The organism is Edaphosphingomonas haloaromaticamans (assembly GCF_001853345.1).
Classification (GTDB): domain Bacteria; phylum Pseudomonadota; class Alphaproteobacteria; order Sphingomonadales; family Sphingomonadaceae; genus Sphingomonas_E; species Sphingomonas_E fennica.
On record NZ_MIPT01000001.1, the window covers coordinates 3,527,451 to 3,540,615 of the forward strand.

Sequence of the window (13,165 nt, forward strand, 5' to 3'; positions counted from 1 at the left end):
ACCCTGAAACAAGTTCAGGGTGACGAAGGGAATCACCCCTCACGGCTCGACCCCGCCGGCTGGTCGCTTTCGGCGAGCAGGTCCATGCGGCCGCGCGACACGCCGACCAGATAGCGCTTGCCGTCGAATTCGACGACCGCGAGGCGGCCCATCGTGCCCATCGGCACGGCATCCACCACCTTCACGGCACGGTCGCGCGGGCCGATCGTCATGCCGGGCTGGAAGCGGCGCCACAGCCAGAGGGTGGCGAAGGCCATGCCCGCCACCAGCGGCAGCAGCACCAGCAGGCGCAGGATATAGGCGGTCATCATGCCCGGCGTTCGATCCCCGCCAGCCGCGCGTCGGCGGCGACGACATCGACGATGCGGATGCCGAAGCGGCCGTTCACCGTCACCACCTCGCCCTTGGCCACCAGCGTGCCGTTGACGAGGATGTCGAGCAGTTCGTTGGCCTGCCGGTCCAGCTCCACCACGCTGCCCTCGGCAATGTCGAGAAGCTCGCTCAGCTTCAGCGACGTCGATCCCACCTCCACCGAAAGCCTGAGCGGGATATCCGCCAGCAGCCGGAGGTTGCGGCCGGCAAGCGGATCGGCCGCGGCGGGCACGGTCTCGCTGGTCTCGCTCATTTCATAGTCCCCTGCTCGACATGCTCGACCATCAAGGCCGCCCTGCCTTCCTGTTCCCCGATCGTCCCATAAGCGAGCCTGCGGTTCGCCACAATCAGCGGCACCTTGGGCGCCAGCGTGATCGGGATCACGTCACCCGGCTTCAGCGCCATCAGTTCCACCACGGTCAGTTCCGGCTGGGCGAGCACGCTGCGCACCGGCAGGCGCACATGGGTGAGCGCGCGGGCCAGGCGGCCGCGCCATTCGCCGTCCACCGGGCCGGGATCGGCATGCACCTTGGCGGCGAGCTGGCTTTCATAGGGGCGGAGCGACCCCAGCGGATAGACGATCGCCACCACGGAGGAACGGCCGGTGCCGGGCGTCACGATGAAGCGCTGCACCACCACCGGCTCGTCCGCGCGCACCAGGCTGGCATAAGCGGCGTTGGTTTCGCGCGAGACGAAGGACGGCAGGAAGGAGCCGACATCGGACCAGACGCTGGCCACGCCTTCCATGATCCCGTCGGTCAGCCGGCCGAGCAGCCGTTCCTCGGTGGGCGTGAATTCGCGCGCGCGGTGCTTCACCGCCACGCCGCTGCCGCCGTAGAAGGCATCGACCATCGCGGTCACGAATTCCGGCTCGATCACCGCCAGCACGCCGCCCTTCAGCGGGCGAAGGCGATAGAGGCTGATGCTGCTGAAGCTCGGCAGCTCGGCGCGCCAGCGATCGAACAGCATGGTCTGGTGATGCTCGGCTGCCACCTGCACCTTGGTGCCGGCGAAGGGCTCGATCACCGAGCGCAGGTGCCGCGCCAGCCGCTCGGCCATGCGGGCCAGGCCCGAAAGCCTGTCGGCGGAGGCATAGCCGTCCTGCCCGAACGTATAGGGGCGGACGACCGAATCCCGCACGGCGCCGTTGCCGCCGCCGGCATCGTCGACCTCCGTCAGCTCCGCCATCAACGCGCCCAGCGCGTCGTCGCCCAGCAGGGATTTGCCGTCATCCGTCATGACGTCACTGAATGATGAAATTGGTGAAATACACGTCGTCCACGCCCCCGAAGCCCTCTTTCTGGACAAGCACTTCGTTTATGGCGTTCTTCAGGGATTTTTGAAGCTGCTTCTTTCCGGCCGGCGTCGAAATCACGAAGCTGTCCTGATCGGCCAGCGTCATCAGCACGGCGGACCGGATCGCCATCTCATGCGCCTTCACCCGATCGATCACGCGCTGGTCGTAATAAGTGGAGATGCCCAGCGACACCTGCATGAAGCCATCGGAATCGCGCAGGTTGGACGTGAAATTCTGGGCGAGATCATAATAGCTCGCCTTGTAGCGGCCGGGATCGAGCGCTTCCTCGATCGCGCGCGGCTTCTTGCCGCCGGCATGCGCGGTCTGGTCCGCGCCCTCGCGGGGGACGAGCCTGGGCTGGTTCGGGTCCTCCGGCTCCGCCTTGTGGCCGCCGGCCAGCCCCGCGCCCGCCGCATAGAGGCCGGCGCCGACGCCGCCGCCCACCAGCAGCAATGCGCCCAGCCCGCCCATCAGGATGATCTTCAGCTTGCCCTTCCGGGGCGCCGGCGCCGGCTTCTTTTCCTCGCTCACTGTTCCAATTCCCGTCATGCGTAGCGTTCATGGGCGGCATCCCGCCCTTCGGTTCGATCCCATGGCAGGCCGCGCGCCGTGGAAGGCGCGGCTTCGGCCTGCTGGGCCTGCCTCTGCTGCCAGGCCGGCTGCTGCTGGGGCTGGCCGTCGCCGGCCTGCCGCTGGCCGCTGCCCTGCTGGCTCAGGTCGACATGGGTTTCGGCGATCTTCATGCCGTGGCTGCGGGCCTCGGCGACCAGCCGCCCCTGCGCATCGGCCAGCGCGGTGCGCGCCGCCTCGGTCTCTGCCGTCAACCGCACCGAGGCGCCGTCGTCCCCGCGCGTCAGCTCGACATGCAGCGAGCCCAGATGCTCGGGATTCAACCGGAATTGCAGCCGGGTGCCGCCGTCGCCTGCCGCAACGATATCGCGGGCAAGCTGATCGAGCCACGCGCTGTCCCGCGCGAGATCGAGATGCCGGGCGACCACCACCGCGCCGCCATCCATCAGCCCGAAAGCGGCCGGGGCGGCCGTTGCGGGAGCCGGGGAAACGGCGGGTGCGATCCGGGGGTCCGCCGGCGGCAAGGGGGTGACGCTATCGACCGGCGAGGTTGCGGATGGAGCCACGGCGTCGCGCTTCTCCGCCGCGGGTGCGGCGATGGGCGGCTCGGCCGGAACATCGGTTGCCGTTTCGGGCCGTGACGATGGGACAAGCGTCGGCGGCGGCATCCGCGCCGCTGGAGCCATGGCGTCACGCGGCAGCGCCGGTGCCGGCGTTTCCGCCACATCGCCAGCGGGCGAGGCGGCGGCCGGCGCTTCGGGCGCATCGACCGGCACCGGCAGATCGGCGAAGGCCATTGCCGGCACCGCGACCTTCTCCTGTGCGACCGGCCCGGCCTCCGGCGCATCGGGGCCGGCGACCGGGGGCTGCACCCGCGGCGTCGCCGGGCGCGCAGCCGCTTCCATCGGAGGCGCCGCGGGCGACGATGCGGCCGGCGCCGGTGGCGCGAGCGCCGCGATCGGCAGCGCCGCCGGCTGGGCCACCTGCTCCGCTTTTGCGGCCGGGACGGGAGCGGCATCGGCCCCGTCATCGTCCCCCTCGGCGTCCGGCTCGCTTTCGGGCCCGGCCTCCGCGTCCCTGGCCACGCGCAGGACCGGCATCGCCGTGACCGGCCGGCCGGCCGCGAGGCGGACGGCCAGGGGCGGCGGCGCGTCCACCACGCTTTGCGGCTGATCGATGCCGACGGGGGCCGGAACGGCAGCCTGCGTCATGCCGTCGCCATCGACCGATACGCCCTCCCCCACGGGGAGCATCGTCGGCGGGAGAACCGGCTTGCCACCGATCACGGCCACCGCAGGACCGCCACGGCCCGGCGCCAGCATCGGCAACGCCTCCAGCAGGGCGGCGTCCGCATCCTCGCCCGGCGGGGCCATATCACCCCCGGCAGGCGCCACCGGCATCGCGCCCCCCACGGGCGCGGCGGTGACGGCGCCGGGGGTGATCGCCCCCACGCTCGCGATCAGCGCGTCGAACATGTCGGAAGGCGCGGTCCCCCCGGGCCGCCCCCCCGCAATCGCGGCCGGCTGCGCCGCCACCGGCATCGCCGCGCCGATCATGCGACGCCTCCTTCACCCAGGCGCGACCGGGGCCGCGAGGCGACCGCCTGCCGCTTTTCCCGCCAGGCTTCCAGCGCCACCGCCGCCTTATCCGCCAGCCGCTGCGCGCTTTCGCTGCGGATGCGCGCCTCGAGCCGCTGGGCGGTGCACGTCTCCACGGTGGCGCGGGCGCCGACGATCGCGTCGGCCAGCCCCGCGCGGGCATTGTCCAGCCGCATCGCCATCTCGCCCGCATTGGCGAGCACCGCCGCGCTGAACCCGCCCGGCCCGAGGCCCAGGCTGTCGCGCAACTGGCCGAGCCGGTCCGCGCTGTCGGTAAGCGAGGCGAGCCGCCCCTCGGCCTGCGCCAGCCTAGCTTCGGCCGCAAGCTGCTGGATGGTCCGCGCGCGGACGATCCGCTCGCGCCGCCGCACCATCGCCTTCATGCCCCGAACTCCGCGATCAGCCGGGCGACGGACTCGCCGCCGTCCACCCGTTCCTTCTGGCCTTGGGAGATGAAGGCGCGGATATCCGCCTGCCGCATCACCGCCTCGTCGATGCGCGGATCGCTGCCCTCGCGATAGGCGCCCATCAGGATCAGGTCGCGATTCTCCTCATAGGCCGCCCACAGCCGGCGGAGATTGGCGGCGGCGCGGAGATGATCCGGCTCGACCACGTCGGGCATCACCCGGCTCAGCGATTTGCCCACGTCGATGGCGGGGAACACGCCCTGCTCGGCCAGGCTGCGGGAAAGGATGATGTGCCCGTCGACGATGGCGCGCGCGGTATCGACGACCGGATCGTCGGTATCGTCGCCATCGGCCAGCACGGTATAGATGGCCGTGATCGATCCGCCGGTGCGGGCGTCGGCGCCGGCACGTTCGATGAGGCGGGGGATGAGGCCGAGCGCGGAGGGCGGATAACCCTTCATCGTCGGCGGCTCGCCCAGCGAAAGGCCGATCTCGCGCTGGGCATGGGCCACGCGCGTCAGGCTGTCGATCAGCAGCAGCACGCGCAGGCCCGCCTCGCGGAAGAATTCCGCGATCGCGGTCGCCCGCATCGCCGCGCGCAGGCGCAGGAGCGGCGGATGATCCGCCGGCACCGCCACCACCACGCTCTTCTGCCGCACGGCGCCGGATAGCTTGGTGGCGAGGAAATCGGAAACCTCGCGGCTGCGCTCGCCCACCAGCCCCACCACGATCACGTCGCATTCGGCGCCGGCGATCATCTGGCCCATCAGCACCGATTTGCCGACGCCCGATCCGGCGGCGATGGCGATGCGCTGGCCGACGCCGGCGGTAAGCAGCGCGTTGATCGCGCGCACGCCCATGTCGAACGGCTCGGTCACGCGCGCGCGGTTGAGCGGATTGCCCGGACGCCCGGCCAGCGGCCAGCGATGGGCGGCTGCGATCGGCCCCAGCCCGTCCAGCGGCTCGCCCAGCGCATCGACCACGCGGCCCAGCAGCTCCGCGCCCACCGCCACCGATCCGCCCCGGCTGTCCGGCTCCACGCGCGCGCCGGTGATGTGCGGGGCATCGCTGTCCAATGCCATCATCAGCGTGCGGTTGCCGCGAAAGCCCACCACCTCGGCCCGGCAGGCATTGCCTTCCGCATCGATCACGCGCGCGCCCGATCCGATCGGCTGGTGGAATCCGGTCGCCTCCAGCATCAGTCCGTCATAGGCGGCCAGCCGGCCGATCCGGCGCGGCCCGCCTTGCGCGATATCGATGGTATCGAGCAGCGCCGCCGCGCGGCCCGCGAGCATCCCCGTCATCGCGGCACGCCCATCTTGTCGAGCGCGGCGCTGAGCTTCTCCAGCCCCGCCTCCGGCCCGTCCTCGATCCAGCCCTCGCCGGTTTCCACCAGCACCGTGCCCGGCGCCAGCGTGGCATCGGCGATCAGCTCCACCGGCAGATCGGCATCGGCCAGGCGGGCATGGTCCTCGGGGCAGAGCCGCATCCGCGCGGGGCGCGATTCCTCGGCGATCAGCGCGGCGGCGGCATTGGCGCGCGCCAGCACGGCGGCGCTGTCGATCGCCACCTCGCCCACGATCTGCCGCACCAGCCGCTCCACCGTCTCGGCCAGCAGCAGGCCCAGCTCGTGATGCGGCTCGGGCCGCAGCGCCTGCAGGCTTTCGGCCAGCCGGATCAGCGCGGCGCGATCCTCGGCAATCTCGATCTCCGCCGTCCGCCGCCCCTCGGCAAAGCCCTGGGCGAAGGCATCCGCCTCCAGCGCGGCCGTATCGATCGCGGGTTCCGGCTCCGCGTCGTTGGAGGGGCAGACCATCCGGTCCGCCACGAAGGGCGTGGGCGTGGCGACCGCCGCCCACGGCGTGAACACGGCCAGCGCGGGATCGCGGGTGACGGTGCCCAGCCGGGCGGCGGCGATGCCGGTGGCGGCGCTCCACATGTCAGACATAGTCGCCGTCCTTGCCGCCGAGGTTGATGGTGCCGGCGTCGGCAAGCTGGCGGGCGATGGCCAGCATCTCCTTCTGCGCGTCCTGCACCTCCGTCAGCCGCATCGGGCCGCGCTCGATCATCTCGTCCATGATCGACTGGGCGGCGCGGCTGGACATACAGCCCAGCATCTTGGCGCGCAGCTTCTCCTCCGCGCCCTTCAGCGCCACGACCAGGATGGAATTGTCCACCGCGCGCAGCAGCGTGCCCATATTCTTCTCATCGAGCGCGCCGAGATTGTCGAACACGAACATCTCGTCCTCGATCGTGCGGGCCAGCGTGCGATCCAGCTTGTTGAGCGAGCGGATGATGCGCTGCTCGGCGGTGGTGCGGGTATTGTTGACGATCTTCGCCGCCTCGCTCGTCCCGCCGCGCCGCGACGTGGCGCCGCCGCGCATGGTGTGGCCGAGCTGGCGGAGCAGCACGCGCTCCAGATCCTCCAGCGCCTCCGACGTCACCGGCCCCAGCTTGGCGATGCGGTAGATGAGGTCGGTCTGCGCCTCCTCGTCCACCAGCTGCAGCACATCGGCGGCGATCGGCGGGTCGAGATGCGCCAGCACCAGCGCCGCGATCTGCGGATGCTCGTTCTCGATCAGCGCGGCGATGGTGCGCGGGTCCATCCACTTCAACGCGTCCAGCGTATTGGTGCGGGTCGGCGGGGTGATCCGGGCCATGATGTTGTCGGCGCGGTCGCTGCCCAGCGCGCGCTCCATCATCCCCCGGATATGCCGGTCCGCGCCGAAGCCGATGGTGGTGCGGGCGCGGGCGCGGCGGACGAACAGGTCGAGCACGCCGTTCACCTGCCCCTCGCTGACATCGGCCACGCCGAACATCGCGCCGCCCAGCATCTGCACCTCGTCCGGCTCCAGCCGGGCCAGCACGTCGGCGGCCTCCTCCTCGGAAAGCAGCATCAGCAGGATGGCGGCGGCCTCGCAGCCGGCGGGCATGCGCTCGCCCGCCTCGCGGGTCAGCGTTTCGACTTCAGCCATTGCGGGCATCTCCCGAAGGGTTGTCGGCGCGGATCAGGTCACGCACCACCAGCGCGGCGCGGGCGGGGTCCTGCCGCACGAAGCCGCGGATCAGCTCGGCGCGCTCGGCATAGCCCGGCGTCGCCTCGATCATGTCCAGCGTCACGGTACGATTGGGGTCGATGCGGCTTTCATCGGCGATGGTGGCGGCGATCTCGCGCCCCACCAGCGCGCGCTGCGCCTCGCGGGCAGCCGCTTCCTCCTTGGCGCGCTGCGCGGCGGCGGCGATGCGGCGCTTCAGCAGCGGGCGGGCGATGCCGAACACCAGCAGGGCGGCGATCATCAGCGCGGAAAGGTTGCGCGCGGCCAGCCCCACCCAGGGCGCATCCCACCATTTGGCGCCCACCGCCTCCACATCGGTATCGGCGAACTTGCGGCTGTTGACGGCGATGGTGTCGCCGCGCTGCTGATCGAAGCCGACGGCGCCCTTCACCAGATCCTCGATCTGCACCAGCTCGGCACGGGGCCGGGCCTTGCCGTTCACGTCGCGCAGCGCGACGGCCACGGAAAGCCGGCGCACCGTGCCCACCGGATTGCGCGTCACCGAAACCTCGCGGCCAAGCTCGAAGGTGCGGTTGTAATTCTCGGTCGTGCGGCTCTGGGCGGCCGTGGCGCCAGTGTTGGGTGCGCCGGGCACCGACGGCGTCATGGCGCCGTTCGGCTGGGCGGCCACCTGGCTCGCCGGTGGGGGCGTGTTGGCGATGGCGCCGGGAACGCCGCCCACCGCGTCGGGGCCGTCCGGCCCGCCTTCCTTGGTCCATCCGCCCTGTTCGGCGCGGACGGTGGCGAGATCCTTGGGATAGCTTTCGCGCGTGGCCTGCACCTCGGCGAAATCCAGGTCGGCATGCACCTCGGCGGTATAGTTGCCGGGGCCGACGATCGGGATCAGCAGCTTGTCCAGCGCCTCGCGATAGCGGCTTTCCATCTTCGCCTGGATGTCGATCTGGCGCTCGCTCGCGTCGGTCGCGGCGTCGCCGCCCCCGCCGGACAGCAGCTTGCCGGACTGGTCGACGATCGACACGCCCTCCGCGCTCAGCCCCGGCACCGAGGAAGCGACGAGATGGGCGATCGCCTTCACCTGCGCATCGCCCAGCGACCGGCCGGGCTGGAGCTGGAGCATCACCGACGCCGCCGTCTGCCGGCTCTCACGCAGGAACACGCTCGGCTGCTCGACGGCCAGGTGCACGCGGGCGGCGGCCACGGCGTCGATCTGCTCGATGGTGCGGGCCAGATCCAGCTCGCGCGCACCGCGCAGCCGCTCCCCCTCCACCGCCCGGCTGGCGCCCATCGGCAGCGCGCTGATCATCGCGTCGCCGTCCGGCGCGCTCTTGGGCAGGCCGGCCTGCGCCAGCAGCATCCGGGCGCGGTAGAAATCCCCGTCCGAAACGGTGAGCGTGCCGGTATCGCGATCGATATGATAATCCACGCCCGCCGATTTCAGCGCATCGGCCACCGCCGCCTTGTCGCCATCGGCGAGGCCGCGGAACAGATCGCGCTGCGGCGCCTGCGAAAAGGCCATCCAGGCAAGCGCGGCGAGGCCCAGCATCGCGACCAGGCCGATCATCGGCAGGCTGCGCTGCACGGCCGGCTGCTCCATCATGCCCTTCAGCCGATCGAGCATGGGCCCCATGGGCGGGCGCCCGGTGGCGGGGATGGCGAGCGCGCGTCCCGGCGCGGCATCGTTGGAAACTGCTATGTCTGCCATGGCTTATACCGGCATGCTCATGATGTCCTTGTATGCGGCAAGGAGCTTGTTGCGGACCTGAAGGGTGGCCTGGAAACCAAGGTTGGCCTGTTCACGCTGAAGCATCACCGCGGCGATATCGGTCGTCTCGCCGCGTTCGTAGGCTTCGGAGGCGGCGCCCGCTTTCGCCTGCAGCTCGTTGACGGCGGAAAGCGCGTCGCCGAACGCCTTGGTGAAGTTGGCCGGCGCCTGCGGCCCGGCAGCCCCGGGCCCCGCGATCGGGGCCTGTTCGGCCGGCTTCTGCGCCGCCTTCTGGAGCGCGGCATTCTGCTGGAGGATGGCGCTCCGCATCTGGAGCAGGCTGGAGCTGTCTATCCTGGTCATCGCCTAGCCCCTCAGGCCGCCGCGCGCATGTCGGCGAGGCGGTAGCGCAGCGTGCGCTCGCTGATCCCCAGCCGTTCGGCCGCGCGCAGGCGGTGGCCGCCGGTCGCCGCCAGCGCCTCCTCGATCGCGCGCGCCTGGAGCGCGCGGGCGATATCGGCGAACCTGCGTTGCGGCCGGACTTCCGGCGCCTCGGGCATCGCGGCGGGCGCCATCACCGGGGCCATCGCCTCGATGCTCAGGTCGCCGGCATCGATCCGATCGCCGTCCCGCAGCAGCAGCGCGCGCTGGAGGACGTTCTCCAGCTCCCGCACATTGCCGGGCCAGCCATGCGCCATCAGCCGGTCGAGCGCGGCGGCCGTGGGCCAGGCGAAGGCCTCGCCCGCCGGCATGTGCCGCACCAGCAGCGCCGCCGCGATCGCGCGGATATCCTGCCGGCGTTCGCCCAGCGGCTTCAGGTTGAGCGGCATCACGTTGAGCCGCCAGTAAAGATCGGCGCGGAACCGGCCCGCCGCCACCTCGGCGGCCAGATCGCGGTTGGCGGCGGCGACGATTCGCACGTCCACCGTCACGCTGCGGGTGGCGCCCACCGGCAGCACCTCGCGCTCCTGCAGCGCGCGCAGCAGCTTGGCCTGGAGGGCGAGCGGCAGTTCCGCCACCTCGTCCAGCATCAGCGTGCCGCCGTCCGCCGCGCGGAACAGGCCCTCGCTCGCCGCGCCGGCGCCGGTGAAGCTGCCCTTCTGGTGGCCGAACAGCATGGCTTCCAGCATGGTTTCGGGCAACGCCGCGCAATTGACCGCGACGAACGGCTTGTCCGCGCGTGGGCTGATCGCATGGATATAGCGGGCGACGCCTTCCTTGCCGGTGCCGGTCTCGCCCAGCACCAGCACCGTCGCATCCGATCGCGCGACCTTGGTGGCGAGCGCCAGGAACTTCGCGCTTTCCGGCTCGCCGCAGGCGGGCCGGGCGGCGGGACGGACCAGCTCGGCGATCAGCGCGTTGCCGAACGCCATGTCGGCGAAGCCGAAGCGCAGCCGCGCCGGCAGGCCGTCCGCCGCCGGGTGATAGAAAGGCGCGCCGTCCGCGAATTCCACGATCAGGTCGCGATGGGTGGCGGCGGCGGTTTCGGAAATGTCGAGGATGCGGATCTCGCCGCGTTCGCGCGGATCGGTGGCGGGGACGATCGCGGCGTCGAAGCCGATCCCCCTCAGCCACCCCGCGAGCGTGGGGTTGGCGTCCGCCGCCCCTTCGCTCAATCCGATCATCCGCATCACAGCCCCCACCGTGCCGGCCACCGATCCGGTGGCGCCTCGAGGTAGGAAAATATTGCCGGGTTGGTTACGATCGTCTTAATTTTATTAAATGGCTTTGTCGGCCCGTCCGCGCCTCTACGCAGGCCCGCGCACGCGCGTAGGACGTTTCCTTGGAAAACGGGCCGAGCCCCCGAAGGAAAACGGGCCGAGCCCCCGAAAAAAATTTGCGGGCGCCGCCCCTAAAGCTCCCCGAAACCCCACCGTTACCCCGATCGTGGCTGGCACGGACGAGACCGGACAGCCTGACTTATCGAGCGGGAAAGGAACGACCGTGACCGTCATCAACACCAATATCAGCGCTCTCCGGGCTCAGAACGGATCGCGCGTCGCCAACAGCTCCCTGCAGACGGCGATGGAGCGCCTGTCGACCGGCAAGCGCATCAACAGCGCCAAGGACGACGCCGCCGGCCTTGCCATCGCTTCGACCATGACCTCGCAGATTCGCGGCATGACCCAGGCGGTCCGCAACGCGAACGACGGCATCTCCATGGCGCAGACCGCCGAAGGCGCGCTGGACGAAGTGAGCAACATGCTGCAGCGCATCCGCGAGCTGGCGGTGCAGGCGTCGAGCGGCACCTATTCGGACAGCGACAAGGGCAACCTGCAGGCCGAAGTGAAGGAACTGCAGAGCCAGATCAGCGACATCCTCACCAAGACCGACTTCAACGGCGTCAAGCTGTTCGACGGTTCGGCCGGCGCGGATGCGGACGGCAAGGTCGACATCCAGGTCGGCGCCAATGCCGGCGACACGGTGACGCTCGACTTCGCCGAACTCGACCTGAGCGACGCCACCAGCATCGACGTCAGCGATCTTCAGGATACCGATCTGGCGACGCTCACCTCCGCCATCTCGACGGTGGCGACCACGCGCGCCACGCTCGGCGCCTCGCAGAGCCGCCTGCAATCGACCGTCAACAACCTGACCGCGAACCTCACCAACCTTTCCGATGCGCGCTCGCGGATCGAGGATGCGGATTTCTCGGCGGAAACGACCAACCTCGCCAAGGCGCAGGTGCTGGCCCAGGCTTCCACCGCGATGCTCGCCCAGGCCAACCAGAGCAGCCAGAACGTGCTGACCCTGCTGCGCTAAGCGAAAGGGACTTCCGGGAGGAGGAAACGGGGCTCCGGCGCACACCCCACGCGCCGGGGCCCTTCCCTATTTTCAGCCACCCATGGTCGGGACGGAAACGGGCATGAACAAGAGGACCGATGGCAAGGCGTTCGATCCGGCGACGGCGGTGGAATTCACCGCCCCGATCAATGCCGATGCCGCCGATGCAGATATCGTCGCCAATGCGCCGGCGACCGGGCCGGAACCCGCAACCCCGGAAGCCGCCGGCCCGGCACCGGCCGGCCGCCGCCGGCTTGCCGGGCTGAAGGCCGCCCTGCCCTACGGCATCGCGGCGCTCGCCACCTTCGCCAGCCTCGTCGCCACGATCGGCCTCGTCATCGCCAGCCGCAATGCCGCCGAGGCGGGGCAGCGCATCGCCGCGCTGGAACGCGCGGTGGACGGGCTTTCCACCACCCCTCTCCCCATTGCCGAACGGACGGCGCCGCTTCATCCGGCATTGCCCCCCACCGCCGCGGACATGCCGGCCGACGAAGCCGGCGCACCCGCCACGGCGGCGCAGATGCGCGCCGCGCTGGACGATTTCCGCCGCGATCTGGTGCGTTATCAGGCGCTGGGCAGCAATGCCGCATGGGTGGATGCGATCCGCGATGCCCAGGCGGAGCTGGCCAACCGGATCAACAGCATCGCCGAGAAGGTCGACCGGATCGACCGGCGGATCAACGGTGGTCGGCCAGCCTTGCCCGCAGCCGATCGAGCGCGGCCTTCTTGATCTGGCAGACGCGCGCCGCGCCCACGCCCAGCGTCAGCCCGATCTCGTCCAGGTTCATCTCCTCGACGAAATAAAGCTGCAGCACCAGCGCCTCGCGCTCGGGCAGCTCGGCGATATGGCCGGCCAGCAGGTCGCGCAGCTCATCCCGCTCCAGCGTCTGGTCCACGCGCTCCTCGATGTCGGCGAACCACATCGACTGGTCGGAATAGACCTCATCCAGCGATTCCTGCCGCACCGCCGCCGTGCTGTCCGCCGCCTCGCGATAGTCGGCGGCGCTCAGCCCCATGGCATCGGCCATCTCGGCATCGGTCGCGGGCCGGCCCAGCGCCTGCTCCAGCCGGGCGCGCACGCGGGCGATCTCCCGCCTGCGGCTCATCGCCGAACGGCAGATATTGGCGTGGCGGCGCAGATGATCGATCATCGCCCCGCGGATGCGCGTCGTGGCATAAGTGGAAAAAGCGAAACCGCGATCCTCGAAATTGTTGGCCGCCTCGACCAGCGCGACCATGCCGATCTGCACCAGATCCTCGATGTCGATGGCGTTCGACACCCGGCCATGAACGTGCCAGGCGATGCGGCGCACCAGCGGCATATGTTCCCGCGCCAGATCGCCGGGGCGCGCCCGCGCGGGGCGGCGCTGGTAGGTCTGGCTGATGGCGGCGTTGGCGAAGGCCATGGTTTCAACCCT

15 protein-coding genes are annotated in these 13,165 nt (G+C 70.6%); 2 read left to right on the forward strand and 13 right to left on the reverse strand.

Features of this window, described 5'->3' with window-relative positions; all coding sequences use genetic code 11:
- Positions 1–32 precede the first annotated feature (32 nt).
- From BHE75_RS16340 to BHE75_RS16395, 12 genes are read right to left on the reverse strand one after another with little or no spacing between them, the layout of a single operon-like run.
- Positions 33–311 carry a FliO/MopB family protein gene (locus tag BHE75_RS16340; protein ID WP_191225210.1) on the reverse strand — a complete coding sequence of 93 codons (279 nt, stop codon included), beginning with the start codon at positions 309–311 and terminating at the stop codon, positions 33–35.
- The gene (gene fliN, locus BHE75_RS16345) at positions 308–625 is read right to left on the reverse strand and encodes a flagellar motor switch protein FliN (protein WP_015457919.1); all 318 of its coding nucleotides are present in this window, start codon (positions 623–625) and stop codon (positions 308–310) included. The genes BHE75_RS16340 and fliN overlap by 4 nt, the downstream gene beginning before the upstream one ends.
- On the reverse strand, positions 622–1,611 hold the full coding sequence (locus BHE75_RS16350; RefSeq protein ID WP_070934492.1) for a flagellar motor switch protein FliM: 990 nt from the start codon (positions 1,609–1,611) through the stop codon (positions 622–624). The genes fliN and BHE75_RS16350 overlap by 4 nt, the downstream gene beginning before the upstream one ends.
- 4 nt (positions 1,612–1,615) lie before the next feature.
- The gene (locus tag BHE75_RS16355; protein ID WP_015457921.1) at positions 1,616–2,200 is read right to left on the reverse strand and encodes a flagellar basal body-associated FliL family protein; all 585 of its coding nucleotides are present in this window, start codon (positions 2,198–2,200) and stop codon (positions 1,616–1,618) included.
- A gap of 14 nt (positions 2,201–2,214) precedes the next feature.
- Positions 2,215–3,795 (reverse strand): flagellar hook-length control protein FliK, encoded by a 1,581-nt coding sequence (locus BHE75_RS16360; protein WP_139181749.1) that lies wholly within the window; start codon positions 3,793–3,795, stop codon positions 2,215–2,217.
- Entirely contained in the window at positions 3,792–4,220 is a 429-nt protein-coding gene (locus BHE75_RS16365) for a flagellar export protein FliJ (protein ID WP_070934494.1), read from the reverse strand. The genes BHE75_RS16360 and BHE75_RS16365 overlap by 4 nt, the downstream gene beginning before the upstream one ends.
- Entirely contained in the window at positions 4,217–5,539 is a 1,323-nt protein-coding gene (locus BHE75_RS16370) for a FliI/YscN family ATPase (protein WP_236626894.1), read from the reverse strand. Before BHE75_RS16370 ends, BHE75_RS16365 begins: the two co-directional genes overlap by 4 nt.
- A 5-nt stretch (positions 5,540–5,544) precedes the next feature.
- Positions 5,545–6,192 carry a hypothetical protein gene (locus BHE75_RS16375; RefSeq protein ID WP_041864819.1) on the reverse strand — a complete coding sequence of 216 codons (648 nt, stop codon included), beginning with the start codon at positions 6,190–6,192 and terminating at the stop codon, positions 5,545–5,547.
- Positions 6,185–7,219, reverse strand: coding sequence for a flagellar motor switch protein FliG (fliG, locus tag BHE75_RS16380; RefSeq protein WP_015457926.1), 1,035 nt, complete (start codon positions 7,217–7,219; stop codon positions 6,185–6,187). The genes BHE75_RS16375 and fliG overlap by 8 nt, the downstream gene beginning before the upstream one ends.
- On the reverse strand, positions 7,212–8,963 hold the full coding sequence (gene fliF / locus BHE75_RS16385; RefSeq protein WP_070934495.1) for a flagellar basal-body MS-ring/collar protein FliF: 1,752 nt from the start codon (positions 8,961–8,963) through the stop codon (positions 7,212–7,214). The genes fliG and fliF overlap by 8 nt, the downstream gene beginning before the upstream one ends.
- A gap of 3 nt (positions 8,964–8,966) precedes the next feature.
- Positions 8,967–9,326 (reverse strand): flagellar hook-basal body complex protein FliE, encoded by a 360-nt coding sequence (locus tag BHE75_RS16390; protein ID WP_070934496.1) that lies wholly within the window; start codon positions 9,324–9,326, stop codon positions 8,967–8,969.
- 11 nt (positions 9,327–9,337) lie between these two features.
- Positions 9,338–10,594, reverse strand: coding sequence for a sigma-54 interaction domain-containing protein (locus tag BHE75_RS16395; RefSeq protein WP_041864820.1), 1,257 nt, complete (start codon positions 10,592–10,594; stop codon positions 9,338–9,340).
- A gap of 313 nt (positions 10,595–10,907) precedes the next feature.
- Here BHE75_RS16395 and BHE75_RS16400 point away from each other — a divergent pair, with 313 nt between their 5' ends.
- Positions 10,908–11,726 carry a flagellin gene (locus tag BHE75_RS16400; protein ID WP_015457930.1) on the forward strand — a complete coding sequence of 273 codons (819 nt, stop codon included), beginning with the start codon at positions 10,908–10,910 and terminating at the stop codon, positions 11,724–11,726.
- 103 nt (positions 11,727–11,829) lie between these two features.
- Positions 11,830–12,477: a hypothetical protein gene (locus tag BHE75_RS16405; RefSeq protein ID WP_139181750.1), complete on the forward strand. Its 648-nt coding sequence runs from the start codon at positions 11,830–11,832 to the stop codon at positions 12,475–12,477.
- Here BHE75_RS16405 and BHE75_RS16410 read toward each other — a convergent pair.
- Positions 12,425–13,153 (reverse strand): FliA/WhiG family RNA polymerase sigma factor, encoded by a 729-nt coding sequence (locus BHE75_RS16410; protein WP_015457932.1) that lies wholly within the window; start codon positions 13,151–13,153, stop codon positions 12,425–12,427. The genes BHE75_RS16405 and BHE75_RS16410 overlap by 53 nt on opposite strands.
- Between the last annotated feature and the right edge of the window lie 12 nt (positions 13,154–13,165).

Coding starts and splice junctions, on each gene's coding strand:
- BHE75_RS16340 (WP_191225210.1), bottom strand. CDS start 311: ATGATGACCGCCTATATCCTGCGCCTGCTGGTGCTGCTGCCGCTGGTG.
- fliN (WP_015457919.1), bottom strand. CDS start 625: ATGAGCGAGACCAGCGAGACCGTGCCCGCCGCGGCCGATCCGCTTGCC.
- BHE75_RS16350 (WP_070934492.1), bottom strand. CDS start 1,611: ATGACGGATGACGGCAAATCCCTGCTGGGCGACGACGCGCTGGGCGCG.
- BHE75_RS16360 (WP_139181749.1), bottom strand. CDS start 3,795: ATGATCGGCGCGGCGATGCCGGTGGCGGCGCAGCCGGCCGCGATTGCG.
- BHE75_RS16365 (WP_070934494.1), bottom strand. CDS start 4,220: ATGAAGGCGATGGTGCGGCGGCGCGAGCGGATCGTCCGCGCGCGGACC.
- BHE75_RS16370 (WP_236626894.1), bottom strand. CDS start 5,539: ATGCTCGCGGGCCGCGCGGCGGCGCTGCTCGATACCATCGATATCGCG.
- BHE75_RS16375 (WP_041864819.1), bottom strand. CDS start 6,192: ATGTCTGACATGTGGAGCGCCGCCACCGGCATCGCCGCCGCCCGGCTG.
- fliG (WP_015457926.1), bottom strand. CDS start 7,219: ATGGCTGAAGTCGAAACGCTGACCCGCGAGGCGGGCGAGCGCATGCCC.
- fliF (WP_070934495.1), bottom strand. CDS start 8,963: ATGGCAGACATAGCAGTTTCCAACGATGCCGCGCCGGGACGCGCGCTC.
- BHE75_RS16390 (WP_070934496.1), bottom strand. CDS start 9,326: ATGACCAGGATAGACAGCTCCAGCCTGCTCCAGATGCGGAGCGCCATC.
- BHE75_RS16395 (WP_041864820.1), bottom strand. CDS start 10,594: ATGCGGATGATCGGATTGAGCGAAGGGGCGGCGGACGCCAACCCCACG.
- BHE75_RS16405 (WP_139181750.1), top strand. CDS start 11,830: ATGAACAAGAGGACCGATGGCAAGGCGTTCGATCCGGCGACGGCGGTG.
- BHE75_RS16410 (WP_015457932.1), bottom strand. CDS start 13,153: ATGGCCTTCGCCAACGCCGCCATCAGCCAGACCTACCAGCGCCGCCCC.